The sequence below is a fragment of the Clostridium sp. UBA4395 genome (assembly GCF_002390995.1).
In the GTDB taxonomy this organism is placed as follows: Bacteria; Bacillota; Clostridia; order Clostridiales; family Clostridiaceae; genus Clostridium_J; species Clostridium_J sulfidigenes.
On record NZ_DGRF01000054.1, the window covers coordinates 32908 to 48170 of the forward strand.

Annotated in this window: 13 protein-coding genes and 1 other annotated feature; of the genes, 3 read left to right on the forward strand and 10 right to left on the reverse strand. The window is 28.7% G+C overall.

The window, feature by feature from the left end:
* Window positions 1-133: 133 nt before the first annotated feature.
* From B2694_RS09850 to B2694_RS09860, 3 genes are read left to right on the forward strand one after another with little or no spacing between them, the layout of a single operon-like run.
* Window positions 134-1066 (forward strand): ABC transporter ATP-binding protein, encoded by a 933-nt coding sequence (locus tag B2694_RS09850; protein ID WP_346885581.1) that lies wholly within the window; start codon window positions 134-136, stop codon window positions 1064-1066.
* A gap of 14 nt (window positions 1067-1080) precedes the next feature.
* Complete coding sequence (locus B2694_RS09855) at window positions 1081-2196, forward strand: ABC transporter permease (protein WP_346885582.1); 1116 nt, start codon at window positions 1081-1083, stop codon at window positions 2194-2196.
* The gene (locus B2694_RS09860; RefSeq protein ID WP_346885583.1) at window positions 2183-3343 is read left to right on the forward strand and encodes an ABC transporter permease; all 1161 of its coding nucleotides are present in this window, start codon (window positions 2183-2185) and stop codon (window positions 3341-3343) included. Before B2694_RS09855 ends, B2694_RS09860 begins: the two co-directional genes overlap by 14 nt.
* Before the next feature lie 56 nt (window positions 3344-3399).
* Here B2694_RS09860 and B2694_RS09865 read toward each other — a convergent pair whose 3' ends face one another.
* The 10 genes from B2694_RS09865 to B2694_RS09910 form a co-directional block, all read right to left on the reverse strand.
* On the reverse strand, window positions 3400-4212 hold the full coding sequence (locus B2694_RS09865) for an ABC transporter permease subunit (protein ID WP_346885584.1): 813 nt from the start codon (window positions 4210-4212) through the stop codon (window positions 3400-3402).
* 1 nt (window position 4213) lies between these two features.
* Window positions 4214-5101, reverse strand: coding sequence for an ABC transporter ATP-binding protein (locus B2694_RS09870; protein WP_346885585.1), 888 nt, complete (start codon window positions 5099-5101; stop codon window positions 4214-4216).
* Between the two features lie 10 nt (window positions 5102-5111).
* Complete coding sequence (locus B2694_RS09875) at window positions 5112-5558, reverse strand: hypothetical protein (protein ID WP_346885586.1); 447 nt, start codon at window positions 5556-5558, stop codon at window positions 5112-5114.
* 12 nt (window positions 5559-5570) lie between these two features.
* Complete coding sequence (locus B2694_RS09880) at window positions 5571-6008, reverse strand: LytTR family DNA-binding domain-containing protein (RefSeq protein WP_346885587.1); 438 nt, start codon at window positions 6006-6008, stop codon at window positions 5571-5573.
* A gap of 273 nt (window positions 6009-6281) precedes the next feature.
* Window positions 6282-7571, reverse strand: a complete 1290-nt coding sequence (locus B2694_RS09885; RefSeq protein ID WP_346885588.1) for a dicarboxylate/amino acid:cation symporter — start codon at window positions 7569-7571, stop codon at window positions 6282-6284.
* 169 nt (window positions 7572-7740) lie between these two features.
* Window positions 7741-7975 (reverse strand) — a binding site (T-box leader).
* 144 nt (window positions 7976-8119) lie between these two features.
* Entirely contained in the window at window positions 8120-9328 is a 1209-nt protein-coding gene (locus B2694_RS09890; protein ID WP_346885589.1) for an AfsR/SARP family transcriptional regulator, read from the reverse strand.
* A 17-nt stretch (window positions 9329-9345) separates the two neighbouring features.
* Window positions 9346-10899: an amidohydrolase gene (locus B2694_RS09895; RefSeq protein WP_346885590.1), complete on the reverse strand. Its 1554-nt coding sequence runs from the start codon at window positions 10897-10899 to the stop codon at window positions 9346-9348.
* A 143-nt stretch (window positions 10900-11042) separates the two neighbouring features.
* On the reverse strand, window positions 11043-12251 hold the full coding sequence (locus B2694_RS09900) for an ArgE/DapE family deacylase (RefSeq protein ID WP_346885591.1): 1209 nt from the start codon (window positions 12249-12251) through the stop codon (window positions 11043-11045).
* A 16-nt stretch (window positions 12252-12267) separates the two neighbouring features.
* On the reverse strand, window positions 12268-13704 hold the full coding sequence (nhaC, locus tag B2694_RS09905; RefSeq protein ID WP_150845757.1) for a Na+/H+ antiporter NhaC: 1437 nt from the start codon (window positions 13702-13704) through the stop codon (window positions 12268-12270).
* Window positions 13705-14035: 331 nt separating this feature from the next.
* Window positions 14036-15196: a GerMN domain-containing protein gene (locus B2694_RS09910; protein ID WP_346885592.1), complete on the reverse strand. Its 1161-nt coding sequence runs from the start codon at window positions 15194-15196 to the stop codon at window positions 14036-14038.
* Between the last annotated feature and the right edge of the window lie 67 nt (window positions 15197-15263).

A 15263-nucleotide genomic window follows, 5' to 3' on the forward strand; every position in this document is an offset into this window, starting at 1 on the left:
TATCTATAATAACATATACAAATTTCTTAATGTGACAAATGTAATGTAATATTCATGACAAATAGCACTTACCTACAAAGAGATTCTCTAATAAACTATAAGTATAAACTAAATAAAGTAAGGAGTATTAACTATGATTGTAAAAATAGAAAACCTAGTAAAAAGATATGGTGAACTAATTGCTTTAGATCACTTAAATTTGGACATTAAAAAAGGTGAAATATTTGGTCTTTTGGGTCCAAATGGTTCTGGTAAAACTACTACTATAAACTGTATGCTATCTCTACTTAAATATGATAAAGGGACTATTGAAATCCTAGGAGAGGAAATGACTCCAACAACTTATAAAGTAAAAAAAGATATTGGAATCGTCATGCAGAATGTAGCCGTCTTTGATGAATTAACAGTGTATGAAAACATTGATTATTTCTGTGGATTATATGTAACCAATAAGAAGGAACGAAAAGTACTTGTGGAGAGGGCTATTGATTTTGTTGGTCTTTCAGATTACAAAAAATTTATTCCTAAAAAATTAAGTGGAGGACTTCTTAGAAGATTAAACATTGCTTGTGGTATAGCTCATAATCCAAAACTAATCATTTTAGACGAGCCAACGGTAGCTGTTGACCCTCAAAGTAGAAATCACATTTTAGAGGGAATAAAAAAATTAAATGCTGAAGGCGCCACAATTATATATACCTCGCACTACATGGAAGAAATTGAACAGCTTTGTACTTCAATCGCTATTATGGACAAGGGAAAAGTCATTGCTAAGGGCACAAAGGAAGAACTAAAGTCAATTATTGATTTAGGTGAGAAAATAACTATTGAGGCCTTTAATTTAAATGAAAATCATATAAAAAATATAAATATTCTCCCTAATGTTATATCAGTAGCCTATAAAAATAATTTACTAAACATTAGAACAAAAAGTGGACATAGTTCTCTTGGCGACATTGTTAGTTATATTGGAGATAATAAAATAAGTTATGGGAAAATTTACTCAGAGCAACCTACCTTAAATGATGTATTCTTGGAAATTACAGGTAAAGAGCTTAGAGATTAAAGGAGGAATATAGAATGTTTTGGCATATTTTTAAGTATCAACTTAAATGTCGTTTTAGAGATAAATTAAGTGTCTTTTGGACCTTATTATTTCCAATTGCATTAGCTACAATTTTCAATTTAGCCTTTTCAAATATACTCACCGGTGAAGAGTTTGAGAATGTTAATATTGCTCTTGTAAGTAATAGCAATATACCTGAAAGCTTTTCTACAGCTATGAAGGAAAGTGATTTATTTAATATAGAAAATACTGATGAGAATAGTGCGAAAGAATTGCTTTCTAAAGGTAAAATTTCAGGGTATATAACCTTTGTAAATAATATTGAAATAACCGTTGCAAAGTCTGGTATTAACGAGTCCATAATAAAAACCTTTGTAGATAGTTATAGTCAAAAGTATTCCACTATATCAAATTTAGTATCCATAAACCCAAGTATTATGAATGAAGATTTTATGAATAATATTGCTCTTTATAATAACTACACTAAAGATAAAGAATTGAATAGTTCTACAAACGTTGTTGTAATTTATTTTTATACCCTTTTAGCTATGACTTGCATTCTAGCTTCAACCCCTGGTTGTACTGATGTTATAAATATCCAAGGAAATCAATCTCAAAGAGCAGCAAGAATTAATATAGCTCCTGTGAATAAAATAAAAACCTTTTTAGCTGCAATAAGTGCTACTTTATTATTTTATTTTTCAACAGTGCTAATAGTTATACTATATATTTCTCAAGTTTTAAAAATAGACTTTGGTAACTCCATAGGTTATGTAATTTTACTTTGCTTTGTAGGCTGTTTTAATGGAATAACTTTGGGTGCCATGGTAAGTTCTTTAATTAATAAAAAAGCTAGCGTAAAAGAAGGAATTTTACTGGCATTTACAATGGTATGCTCTTTTTTGTCTGGAATGATGGCAATTCAGATTAAATACTTCATTCAAGATAAATTTCCTATCTTATCCTATATAAATCCTGTTAACTTAATTACTGACGGATTTTATTCATTATACTATTATAGTACCTATGATAGATATTTTCTTAATCTAGGTCTTCTATCCTTGTATGGAGTTATATTCTCAATAGTTACTTATCTAGTTTTAAGGAGGCAAAAGTATGCAAGTATTTAAACAGTATTTTAGAATAGTAAAAAAAAGTGCCTTTTCCTCTTTATTGCTTTATATGGCTATATTTATATTTATGACAATTATTTTTAGTAATGTTGGGAATTCTACAGATTCAACCTCTTTTGAAACTGAAAAATGTAAAGTAGCTGTTTTAAATAATGATAATTCCCCTCTTTCAAATAATTTAGAAGCATACATTGAAGAAAATTCTAAATTGGTAAAAATTAAAACTACCGATGAAGGAATAAGAGATGCATTATTTTTTAGAGAAGCAGAAATTGTAATCACCATCCCTAAAGGATTTGAAGATAGTTTTCTTAAAGATAATTCCTATACTTTAGAAACTCAAAGTATACCTAACTCTTCCAGTAGTATTTTTATAAAATCAATGATAAATAATTATCTTAACACAACCAAAGTTTACATTGATAATACTAAGAACTTAGACTTTCAAAAAATAAGTGATCTAGTAAATAAAGATTTATCTATAGATACAGAAGTTACTTTAGCAAAGGATAATAAAGAAGATACTAAAAGTAGCGTTACCTATTACTTTAACTATTTAGCTTATCCTATGCTATGTATGTTAATACTTGGAATATCTATAGTATCAAATATTTTCAATTCTCCAGACTTAAAAAGGAGAAATTTATGCTCACCTATTAATTCCTATAACTTCAACATGCAGATATTTTTAGGAGATATGGTTTTAGCATTATCTACTTGGACTATATTCATGGCACTAGCAATAGTAATGTATCCTAAAGACATGTTTTCTTTTAGTGGAGTGTTACATGGTATAAACTCTCTAATATTTACAATAACTTGTTTATGCCTTAGCTTCTTAATTAGCAATATATCCACTAAAAATTCCATAGGTCCAATTTCTAACCTTGTGTCTTTAGTTTGTTGCTTCTTAGGAGGTGCCTTTGTTCCTCAGCAACTTCTCAGCGAAACAGTAAAAAGTACTGCTATATTTAATCCAGTATATTGGTTTATAAATGTAAATGATAAACTTAATGCCCTATCAACATTTAATATGGATACTCTAACTCCACTCCTATTTGAAATGTTAATAATGTTAGCTTTTTCAGTAGCTTTCTTAGGAGTAGGTTTAGTTATCATGAAGCAAAGAAGAACTAAATATTAAATGAAAATAAATACCTAGCTCTTTAATTAAAGTGCTAGGTATTTATTTATATAAGTTTAGGCTAAATCCTTTTTATTATAAATAGCATAAGTAGTTACAATAGATATAGCAATTATTCCTAATCCTAAAAGTACATATTTCACTTCAAACCCATTCTTTAGCAGCTTAGCTGGAACTACATAATCAAAGGGTGATAAATATAAAAATCCTTCTAGTTCATCTTTCATCTTACCTATAATTCCAAATATATAAGTTGTAAAGAATACTCCTAGTGCAATGGATGTCCCTTGTTTGCTAGATTTTATTATAACCGATAATAAAAATCCTATGGCCATAAATATATATCCGAGAAAAGCCATTCCTATAAATAAAGTTTTTATATCCATTAATAGTGTCATAGTCTCAACCTCTTCTGGCTTTACAGCCATAGAAATTCCCATAGTTACAACTCCAACTATAACAATAAATAGGTAAAATATAATTGCTGAGGAAATTAATTTTGAAGTTACTATTTTTTTTCTCGTAATTGGCTTAGAATATAAAAACTCAATGGTACCTTCACTTTCTTCTTTTACTAAAGCAGATATTCCAAGAATTATTCCATATATTCCAGCTGCCATAGAAATATATTGAATTGCATAGGCTAAATAATCTGAAATGTTTCCAAAATCTACAGCATCTTCAAGATTAAACGCCTCTAATAGTGCAGGTGGCAACGCATCTAATTTTGTAGCAACAATTTCTTGCATTCCACTATCCTTCATGCTAGGGAATAATGCCATAAACATTATTACTAGTCCTACACATACCACAGACCAAATAATGGCAGATTTTAATAGTCTTCTAAACTCAAACTTGAATATATTCATCCTACTTCTCCCCTTCCCTCTTATAATAATCCATAAATGTATCCTCTAAAGTATGCTCACCTATAAGTAACTTCTCCACATTAAACTTAGCAATTTCTTTAATTAATTTATCAATATCTCCTATAAAACTAAAAGTTATTTCACCTTTATTATTTTCTATAACTTCTCCCCTAAACTCTTCAACCTTCTTATTATCAATCCCCTCAGCTTTTAAGGTAATTTTTACTCCCGTTTTTCTGGCAAGCTTATCTATTTCAATTACATCAATAATCTTTCCATCTTTTATTACTGCAACTCTATCACATAGATTTTCAACTTCAACTAAATTATGAGAAGATAAGAATATTGTAGTTCCCTTAGCTCTCTGTTTTTCTAGTATATTGAAAAGTTTTTTTTGTATAAGTGGATCTAGTCCATTAGTAGGTTCATCAAGAATTAAAAGCTTAGGATTATGAATAAGTGCTTGTACTATAGCTACCTTTTTCTTGTTTCCAAGACTCAATTCACTCATTTTTTTCTCTAACTCTACCTCTAGTTCTTTACATAGTTCATCAGTATCTTCCTTATTAGTGTTTTCGTAAAAACTCTCAGCATATCTTATAATATCTTTAACCCTTGATTCATCATAAAACTTTACTTCACTAGGTACATACCCAATATACTTTTTTATTTCACTACTTTCTTTAACTATATCCTTTCCAAGAATTGTTCCATACCCTGAAGTCGGAAAATTAAAATTTAAAAGAGTTCTAATAGTAGTAGATTTTCCTGCTCCATTTGGACCTACAAATCCAAAAATTTCTCCTTCTTTAACCTGCAAGTTCACATCTACTATTCCTCGATTTTTTCCATAACTCTTTGTTAATTTGTTAGTTTCAATTATATTCATTACTATCCCCCTATTTATCATCAAATTTTGAACTTTTATACAGTTTCAATTTTTCATTAAATCTTTCTCCTGAAACCTTATTGTATAATGCAATAGACCCAGTAAAGGAAATAAAACATACAGTAAATATACTTAATGCAATAGTAAAATTATTACCGCTACTTAAGTCAAACCAATTAAAGATTATAGCTAATATATAACCTATAAAAACAAGCAACAAATAATGAATAATTATCTTAATCCAAATCTTTACCTTCATAAATATATTAGATGCATATATAACATATTGGAGAAGAGTTAAAATTATAGATATAAATATCATCTGCCATATTAAACTTAAATGAATACTTTTTTCTCCTAAAAAAGGAGCAATAAGAGTATAAATAACAACCTGAGACGTAAAGAACATACATGTTATTATCTTTATTTCTAATGTGTTCTTAAAAAATTCTTTCATACAATACTCCTCCTATAAATCTAATTTATTTTTTAAGATAGGTACATACTGTCTTGAAACTACTAATTTTTCATCATTATCTAGAAGTATCTCTATTCGTCCTCCAAACATAGGGACTATATTTTTTACCTTTCGCAGATTTATAATAGTAGATTTAGAAGCTCTAAAAAAATCTGTATTTTTAAGTCTTTCTTCTAATTCATAGAGTCTTAAATGTGTCTGGAAAACCTCCTTATCCATATAAATAAAGGTTTTCTTATCAACTGACTCAAAGTAAAATATCTCACTTGTATCTAGAATAAATATCTTTCCATCCTTATTCCCTGTTATTTTTTCTTCTAAGGCTTTAAGTTTAGATATAATTCTTGTCACATTTTCATCTATTGTTTTGCAGTTAATTACTATTTCTACATCTTCAATATCTTCAACTTCATTTATTATAATCTTCATTTAATGCCTTCCTTTCTATTCAAATTCTTTAACCAGTTAAAAAATTCAAATTATCTATAATCTATAATTTAAGTATATTCTTTAAAATTTATTAAGACAATCATATCCTTCTAAGCTGCATAAATCCCATGCTAAGTTGCATATAAAAAACTTCATCCTAAAGCTAATTATCTTTAGGATGAAGTTATTTTGAATTTATTATTATCTGTTTTCAGAATTTAGTTTAACTCACTGTTAAAATGTGTTTAAATATTATAATGATATATTCGTTTACTATTTGTTCCTTTTGGCAACTTTTCTCTTTTCTGTTTCATCCACTACTAAAGCTGCCACTGCAGAGCCTGTAACATTAGTTGCTGTTCTCATCATATCAATTATAGAATCAACGGCAATTATCATTGCCATACCTTCTATAGGTAATCCTAATGTTGCTAATACTGCTGTTGTAGACATAGTTGCTGAACCTGGAACTCCTGCAATACCTATTGAAGATACTATAGTAGTTAAGACTATTAAAGCATATGAGTAAATTGTCATATCCACATTAAATACATTAGCAACAAATATAGCTACTATAGCTGGATATAATCCTCCACAACCATTCATTCCTATAGTCGATCCAAGAGGTGCTACAAAGCTAGCTATATTTTCAGAAACTCCAGCTCCTTCAACTAAAGATTTTATAGTTACTGGTAGTGTTCCATAGCTACTTTGACTTGTAAAAGCCATTGTTTGAGCTGGAAAGATTCCCTTGAAGAATTTTAAAGGATTTTTCTTCGCTACAAAAGCAATAAGTGGAGTATAAACCACTATAAACTGAAGTATAGCTGCTATATAAACTGCCGCAATAACCCATATTAAGGATTTAATAGTTTCTAATCCATTGCTTGCTACAGCCTTTGCAATTAAAGCAAAAACTCCATAAGGTATAAATTTTAATACTATTTGAGTTATTCTTGATACTATAGTATGAGCTGATAACACAAAATCTTTAAAAGGTTTTGCTTTAGTTGGATTTATATTATCTTCTGTAACTAAAGCTATAGCTACAAATAGTGAGAATATAACTATTGGAATTATTCTATTATCTACTATAGCTGCTATTGGATTTGATGGTAGCATGTCCACTAACACTTGAGTAAATGTAGGTATTTCTCTAGCTACAAAGTCTTCTGCTCCCGGAAAAGTTAATCCTTGTCCTAAGTTAAATACCTTAGCTACTACAATTCCTATAGCTGCTGCTATACCTGTAGTTCCTAATAAAATTCCTAGTGTTTTAATTCCTATAGACTTTAATGTATCTAAATTCTTTAGTCTAACTATACTTGTAATTAGTGAAACCATAACTAAAGGTACAACTATCATTTTAATTAAGGACATATATCCTTTTCCAACTATATCTAAAAACAAAATGTTTTCTTTAAATATCGCTCCTAAAATAACTCCTAAAGCAAGTGCTGTTAATGTAGTATAAGTAAATTTATTAGTCTTTTCTTCAACTGCATATATGGTAAACACTGCTAGTAATGATAGTATTACTGCTAATATTAAATTTATATTCATTTTAAAATCTCCTTTTATTTTTTATTTTGTTTAGTAATTTTGAATTTACTTATAAGCATTTTAGTAGAGCTTCCTTATTTCATTTGTTCTTTGCTGGCCAGCAAAATTCTATAAGCTACTAATTTTCCGCGTAAACTTATAGAACAAAAAACCTTCTGCCCCTGTAATATACAGAGGCAGAAGGTATACTTCCGCGGTTCCACTCTTATTAGATATAAAAATATCCATCTCATTTTAGGTACTACATACCATAACTCTGTAATGGGAGTTCCCATAAAAACCTACTTGCTTCGGCTTTTCTGCTCCAAGGGGCACTTCACTAATACTTATTATAGGTTATCTCAGCAAATTAACCCTCTCTGTAATAACTAATACTAATTACTTTCCCTTTTCGTTGCATTTGTAAATTCATATTTAACTGTTATCATAGTATCCTATTTTAATTTAATAGTCAACATCTTTTATTCATGAAATTTTTTCCTATAGATTTAAATATATCTGATAATACTCATTTTATTCTTCTTGTTAAAGTCTTATTTTGATTCTATCTATAATATAATTTTATTACCATCTACTAAGATTTTTATTTTACATTCTGGGTTTTTTAAACTAAATAATTTAAGTATATTGTGCGATACATCATCAATATTACTAACATTTTTAATATGAATTTCTATAGGATAAACTTTCTCAATATATAAAAGTAAACTTTCGAAAGAAAAATAAATTCTATTCTCTTCGTTATAATGGTTTAAATTATCTTCAATTCTTAGATTTTTATTTATTAACAAAACTTTTGGCTGTATTCTTAACAGATCCTTTAGAATAAACTCATCTAAATCCATTAACTGCTCAATTGAATACCTCTGCATAATTTTTTCCACTATACATGCTATACCAAAATATTTAATCTTATTTATAGGATAACACTGTACAATTATACTAGTTTTTTTAACGTTATTCACCTTAACTTTATCTACCCTATAAAAATTTGTTTTTGTATTTTCACTATTACAAATGATGTTTTTGTAATAGTTTATAACTTCTTCACTAGGACGTATGTTTAACTCTTCTCTTAAAATATACTCGCATTTCTTATACTCCTTTAAAGCAGCTTGTATATCATTAGTTTGTATATGTAAATTCATTAATTCCAAATAAATATCTTCTCTATAGGGGTTAAGTTTTAGTACTTCATTTAATACTATAATAGAATCATTATACATACTATTTTCTGAATATAGATTAGCTAATTTAAATAACAACGTGCTATAACACTCCTGATATTTTTCTCTCTCAAAGAAAATCCAATCATTAAAATCAGGACAATTCTTCAAATAAAATCCTTGAAGAAATTCACCATTATAAATATCTTTACATCTTTCTAAAGATAATATGGGATTTTCTTCATTGATTAAATTTTCCATTATAAAATTTATTTGTAGAACATCTATATAATAATCAAATTCTGGATTTATCATACAACTATCCTTTGAACTAATAAATAAATCACAATTTTCACGATTAAATATTTTACGTAATACCCAAAGGCTATATCTTAGATTATATCTAGCATTTTCAATAGTTGTATTATTCCAAAAAAACGTACAAAGCCTATCTCTAGTAAATTTTTTACCTTTATTAGCACATAAAAAACAAAGTAATCCTATAGCCTTATTGCTAAGCTTATCCGTTACACTTACACCATCTACTTTGATATCTACTTCACCTAAAACACATATATGAACTCTACTCAATATTTATCACCTACTAACTAATAAGTATCCGGTCTAAGTCGGCATTCATATAGTATGTTACCTTCTTTAATAGTTGCCACAACACCTATATCGTTAATTTCCTTGGAATCTATGCTAAGGGGATTTTTGTCTAATATAACTAAATCAGCATATTTTCCGACTTCTATAGATCCCTTTTTATCCTCTTCAAATACAGCATAAGCACTATTAATAGTAAAAATCTTTATAGCTTCTAACACAGTTATTCTCTCATTTTCATTAGGATGATTTACTGCAGAATAAATACCTAATAATGGATTAATAGGAGTTACATCACTATCAGAGCCTCCACAAACTATAAGATTATTATGAATCATAGTTCTATATGGATTTGTCTTTCTAGTTCGTTCTTTTCCCAATCGCTTCTCATACATCTTCCCTTTTCCCCCCCAAAAATATTCATAGGTAGGTTGAACAGATACAATCAATCCTAACTTTTTTGCACGATTAATATGCTCATTAGATGGAAGTTCAAAATGCTCTATTCGATGACGAAGATTTTTATTTGGATATATACTATTTGCAAATTCATGGGCAGAAATTATTTGTTCAATAGCTAATTCACCTATAGCATGAGTACCTAACTGAATATTATTTTCATAGCATTTCAATACAAATTCATTTAATTCTTCTTGGGTATAATATAATATACCTGATTTAGTAACATCATCCTCATATGGTTCACATAACGCTGCTGTTCTTGATCCAAAAGATCCATCTAAAAAAATACTTCCACCAATTCTATTTAAATTTTTCTCCATCACCTTATCTACATTAATAGTTTGATAAAATAATATAACATCTATTGGATAATCATCCTTTGTATCATAAATAAACTCTGCATCCTTATCATGGAAAGTATATCCTCCCTCCATGGCATTAATTGTAGTTACACCTTTAGCAATAGCAATTTTTAAAGTATTATTTACTGCAGAAAACCTTGCTTTATTACTAATACTTTCCAATATCTGCTTTCTAACTAATGCATTAGCAGTATGGGTAAGGACACCAGTTGGAATATTAGCTTCATTCTTTACTACACCTTTAAGATTTAAAGGTATAGTAAATTTATGTAATGCTAAGGAATTTAAAATACTAGTATGATACTCTTTTCTATTTATCCAAACTGGATGATCTGGAGAAACTTTATCAATTTCATATCTTGTTGGAAGTCTCTTCTCTTTAAGTTTAGTTTCATCTAGACCTGCTGCTCTAACTAATGTATCCTTTGGTGCAGTATCACAATACCTTTTAATAAGATTAAAAATCTCATCAAAACTTGTAGCATTGCTTAAATCAACACTGATAGAATTCAATCCTGTTTGAACAAGATGAACATGGCTATCATAAAATCCTGGAAGCACAGTCATTCCTTTTAAATCTATTAGTTCTGTGTTATTATCTGCTATATGTAAGTAATCTTCTTCAAATCCTATTTGTGTTATTATTTTATTTTTAATTGCAATCCACTGAAAGCATTGCATCTCTGAAAAAGTTATAATATTTCCATTATACAAAATTAAGTCAGCCATATTAACAACCTCGAATTCTCATTATATACTCCATTATAACACTTATAATTTTATTAATACATATTTAAAAGAGGCCGTTAAAATGTTTTGATAAAACTTTTAACGTTACCTCTCCTTAAAATCTTTTAACAATCTATAGAATTCTAATTACATAGAAGATTACATAAATAATTGTAAATAGACAAAGCTGTTTCTGTTACAGTATCTATTATCACATATTCATTACTTGTATGATAGTTACCTCCATCAGGACCAAATATTATAGTTGGAACCTTTAATCTTGAACCTACATAATTAAAATCTCCTATACTTTTAAAATAGTCAATAGTGCACTTCTTCTTAGAAGCTTCTTCTACGCTTTCTATGAATTTCTCAACATATGGATTATTTTCATCAATAGTATATGGAAGAAACCCCTTAGTCTCTTCATTAGGATGTTCTCTTAATGAATATTCGACCTTAGAACTAATACCAGCTCTTGCTACTGCATTAAATAATTCTTTCTTAACATAATCTTCATCCTCACCATTAACTACATGTCTAAATACTGTAAAAGATGCTTCATCTGGTACACTACAAGCTTCATTTTTGCTATTGCATCCTAAAATACATATTGAACCCGTTCCTAACTTTTCATCTTCAATAAGAGATGACTTTTCAAGCTCTATCATTAATTTTGCAGAATCCACTAATGCATTTATTCCTCTTTCAGGATTTGCCGCATGCGATGATTTTCCCTTTAAAGTTACAATATAATTGAATCCACCTCTTGCCCCTAAACAAACACATGGAAAAGGTTTCTTACAAAATCCACTACTAGGTTCTGTTACTATTGCCACATCAACATTGTCTGTAATACCATCCCTTATAACTGCATCTGTACCTAATCCGTATGGTCCTTCTTCATCAGAAACAATTGAATAAACAATTTCTCCACTAAAGTCATTATGAAGTGACTTGAAAGCTTCAATGGCAAGCATTATAGCTACTACTCCGGATTTCATGTCTAAAGCTCCTAATCCATAAAGCTTATCCTCTTTAATTACAGCTTTAAATGGATCTGTATCCCATCCATTACACTTATTCACAGTGTCTATATGTCCATTGAAGTAAACTTTAGGACCATGTTTTTTTCCCTTAATAGTACCTATAACATTTAGTCCTTGGAATTGAGTAATTTTCTTTTCATTGTAGTGATGAAATTGCGGGCTTAGGTTATGCTCTTCTAGCCAGGTATAAACAGTAGCCATAATTTCCTTTTCATGAAAGTAAGGACTCGGAATATTAACAAGTGTTTTTAAAAGACTTGTAACACTTTCTTTATTTATATAATCTATTGCTGTTCTTTTCATAAGTACATACCTCTAACTATACAGATTTATTTTCATAAGTGCTCGAAGATTTTATATCGCCTTCTTTAAATACAAATTTATTAGTATATGCATATATAATTGTAATTAAAGGACAAAGTAATGCTAAAAATACATAAGGTATATATTCAAGGGTAGAGACTCCTAAAACTCCTGAAAAATATACTCCGCATAATCCCCATGGAACCAATGGTGAAGTGACCGTTGCAGAATCTTCACAAGTTCTTGAACAAACTTGAGGAAGAATTTTAAGTTTTTTATAAGCAGGTACAAGCATTCTTCCTGGAATTATTAATGCTATATATTGACTTGCAGAGAATAAATTAACTGCAATAGATGAAATAACATGTGTAGTGATTAATCCTCCCTGTTTACTAACTAGCCCTGACATCTTTTCTAATAAAACTCCTAAAACTTTAGTCTTTTCTAGTAGTCCACCAAAACTTATTCCAATAAAGCCTAGAGATATTGTCCACATCATGCTTTGAAGTCCTCCTCGACTTAAAAGTGCATCGATCTCTGCAATTCCCGTGCTAGAAACGAATCCATCATTCATAAATCCAAGCATTTCTCCAATTCCAAACCCCTGAAATGCCACAGCAAATATTAATCCCACAATAGATGCTATAACCATTACTGCAAGTCCAGAAACTTTTTTTACTGCTAAAATAACAACTATAATTGGTGGAATTAACATTATTGGATTTAATGTAAAGTTATCTTTCAATCCGTTAAGTATAATATTAATTTGTGAAGCATCTATAGCATCCGCTTTAAATTGAAACCCTATAAATGCATAGAGCACTAATGATATTATAAAAGCTGGTCCTGTAGTATAACACATAGATTTAATATGATCAAAAAGGTTAGCTTCTGCCACACCAGCTGCCAAATTAGTAGAATCTGATAATGGAGACATTTTATCACCAAAAATAGCTCCTGAAATTACTGCACCTGCTGTTAATGGTGCTGGAATTCCTAATCCCATTCCTATTCCCATAAATGCAACTCCAAAGGTAGCTCCTGTAGTATAACTGCTTCCTGTTGAAACTGAAGCTATAGAACAAACTAATGCTGATGTAACTAAAAAGAATGATGGCGATATTATTTTTAATCCATAATATATAAGAGTTGGTATAGTTCCAGCTGCAATCCAAGTAGCAATAAGAACTCCTACAAGCATAAGAATAAGCATTGGTACTAATGCAATATTACATCCATACACAATTCCATCTTCTATATCCTTCCACGAAAATCCAGACATTAATGCTACTACTGCAGCAACAGCCGTTACTATTATAAGTGTAATATGGGTAGCATAGTTTTGTTTAAAAACAAAAATTTGTAAAGCCATTGCAATACATAAGAAAAGAATTATAAATATTGCTGCTCCAAAGCTAGGTCTTTTTTCCTGAGAACTGTTATTCGTTTTCATTATCTTTATATCCCCCTTGACTTATATAATAATTATCTTAATATCATCTTAACTTTTCTATGTTTATTTTACTGTTTGATATAATGTTTTATAATTTAATAAATTTTCTGAATTTATTAAATTGATTTTCTTTTTATAATAAATTATTATATTTATGTGTCTATTGTTGGTTTTTCTGTTGTTATTATATTTTACATAAAATAAACAATTCCACCTAAAAGATACCATTGAGTAATCTTTTAATGAAATTGTTTATCTAATATACTACTTTTTAAATAGCCTTTATATCATTTTAATATTCAACACATTTTTTATAAAATTTTTTCCTAACTTATTCACATGTTATTTTAAAATATTCACCCTTAGCTTTTACTATATGACCTGAACTATAAGGCTTATTATCTATAGTGATATAAACTTTATTAACTCCGTAGTATTTTCCTATAGTATTTACAATACTCTCTAAGATAGCACTTTCAAATCCTGAGCCTGCATTCATTTCTTTTACAAAATTACTGCTGAAATCTATATATACCATACCATCATCATTTAAATATAAACTATTTATAGTTACATTTTTCCCTAATAATTGACCCTTGTTATTTCCTGGAAAGTTCTTAAATAATTTTTGAATGGTAATTTTAGTTATATCATTAGTATAAAAAGTAAGAATCTTATCTTCATAATGAATTTTATAATTTTCATCTGGATAATAACATCTTATACTTTGATTTAATCTCATATTCTCTTCTATACTTTTTAAAGTTGAAGTAACTTTCATGGTTTTAATATCATAAATAGATTTGATTAACCCCTTGTTAACAGCGTAATACTGTAAATCAATTTGGCCATTTGTATTTTCTGTGGTAACTTCAATAGCACTACAATCTCCACTGCCTATTGAAATCTTTACATCTAACTTTGAAATATATCTTTTACTTCCATCTGATAATTTCCATGTAGTACCTACCACTAGTGGTTCCTTTAGTAATACTTCACTTACGTTATATGGTTTATTGGTGAAATTTTCTCTATAATAACACTCATTTCTTTGAAATATTTTTGCAATTTCTCCATTATTATTTTGTAAAACTGTGACCGTTTCTGTTCCTCCATTATTACTTCTTAGTTGAACCTTATTACCATTTATATAATCAACGTAGGTAACATATTCTGCATACTCTGAATTCGTACCAGCATAATTGTATTTTACATTCTCCTTAAATTTAAAATAGTCATCTATACTATAACTTGACTTATGGTTATTATTACTTTCCTCTGGTTTAGTAGTGCTATTCTCTTTAGTAGTTTCTTTAGAACCTGTATTTTTTTCTTCTTTTAAGGTATTATCAGTGTTGTTTGTTACAACATTATTATTATTTATATTAATATCAGCATTAGTATTCTTATTTTCTTCACTATTTTTATTACCACAACCTGTAAGAAAAACTGCTACTGTAAAAATTATCACAAGAATCACTTTTCTCTTCACAACAATCACTTCCTAAAATATTCTCTATATAATATACGTAAATATAACCAAATAATCTCATGAAATA

Coding starts and splice junctions, on each gene's coding strand:
- B2694_RS09880 (WP_346885587.1), bottom strand. CDS start 6,008: ATGAAGATTATAATAAATGAAGTTGAAGATATTGAAGATGTAGAAATA.
- B2694_RS09875 (WP_346885586.1), bottom strand. CDS start 5,558: ATGAAAGAATTTTTTAAGAACACATTAGAAATAAAGATAATAACATGT.
- B2694_RS09900 (WP_346885591.1), bottom strand. CDS start 12,251: ATGAAAAGAACAGCAATAGATTATATAAATAAAGAAAGTGTTACAAGT.
- B2694_RS09860 (WP_346885583.1), top strand. CDS start 2,183: ATGCAAGTATTTAAACAGTATTTTAGAATAGTAAAAAAAAGTGCCTTT.
- nhaC (WP_150845757.1), bottom strand. CDS start 13,704: ATGAAAACGAATAACAGTTCTCAGGAAAAAAGACCTAGCTTTGGAGCA.
- B2694_RS09850 (WP_346885581.1), top strand. CDS start 134: ATGATTGTAAAAATAGAAAACCTAGTAAAAAGATATGGTGAACTAATT.
- B2694_RS09895 (WP_346885590.1), bottom strand. CDS start 10,899: ATGGCTGACTTAATTTTGTATAATGGAAATATTATAACTTTTTCAGAG.
- B2694_RS09865 (WP_346885584.1), bottom strand. CDS start 4,212: ATGAATATATTCAAGTTTGAGTTTAGAAGACTATTAAAATCTGCCATT.
- B2694_RS09870 (WP_346885585.1), bottom strand. CDS start 5,101: ATGAATATAATTGAAACTAACAAATTAACAAAGAGTTATGGAAAAAAT.
- B2694_RS09855 (WP_346885582.1), top strand. CDS start 1,081: ATGTTTTGGCATATTTTTAAGTATCAACTTAAATGTCGTTTTAGAGAT.
- B2694_RS09885 (WP_346885588.1), bottom strand. CDS start 7,571: ATGAATATAAATTTAATATTAGCAGTAATACTATCATTACTAGCAGTG.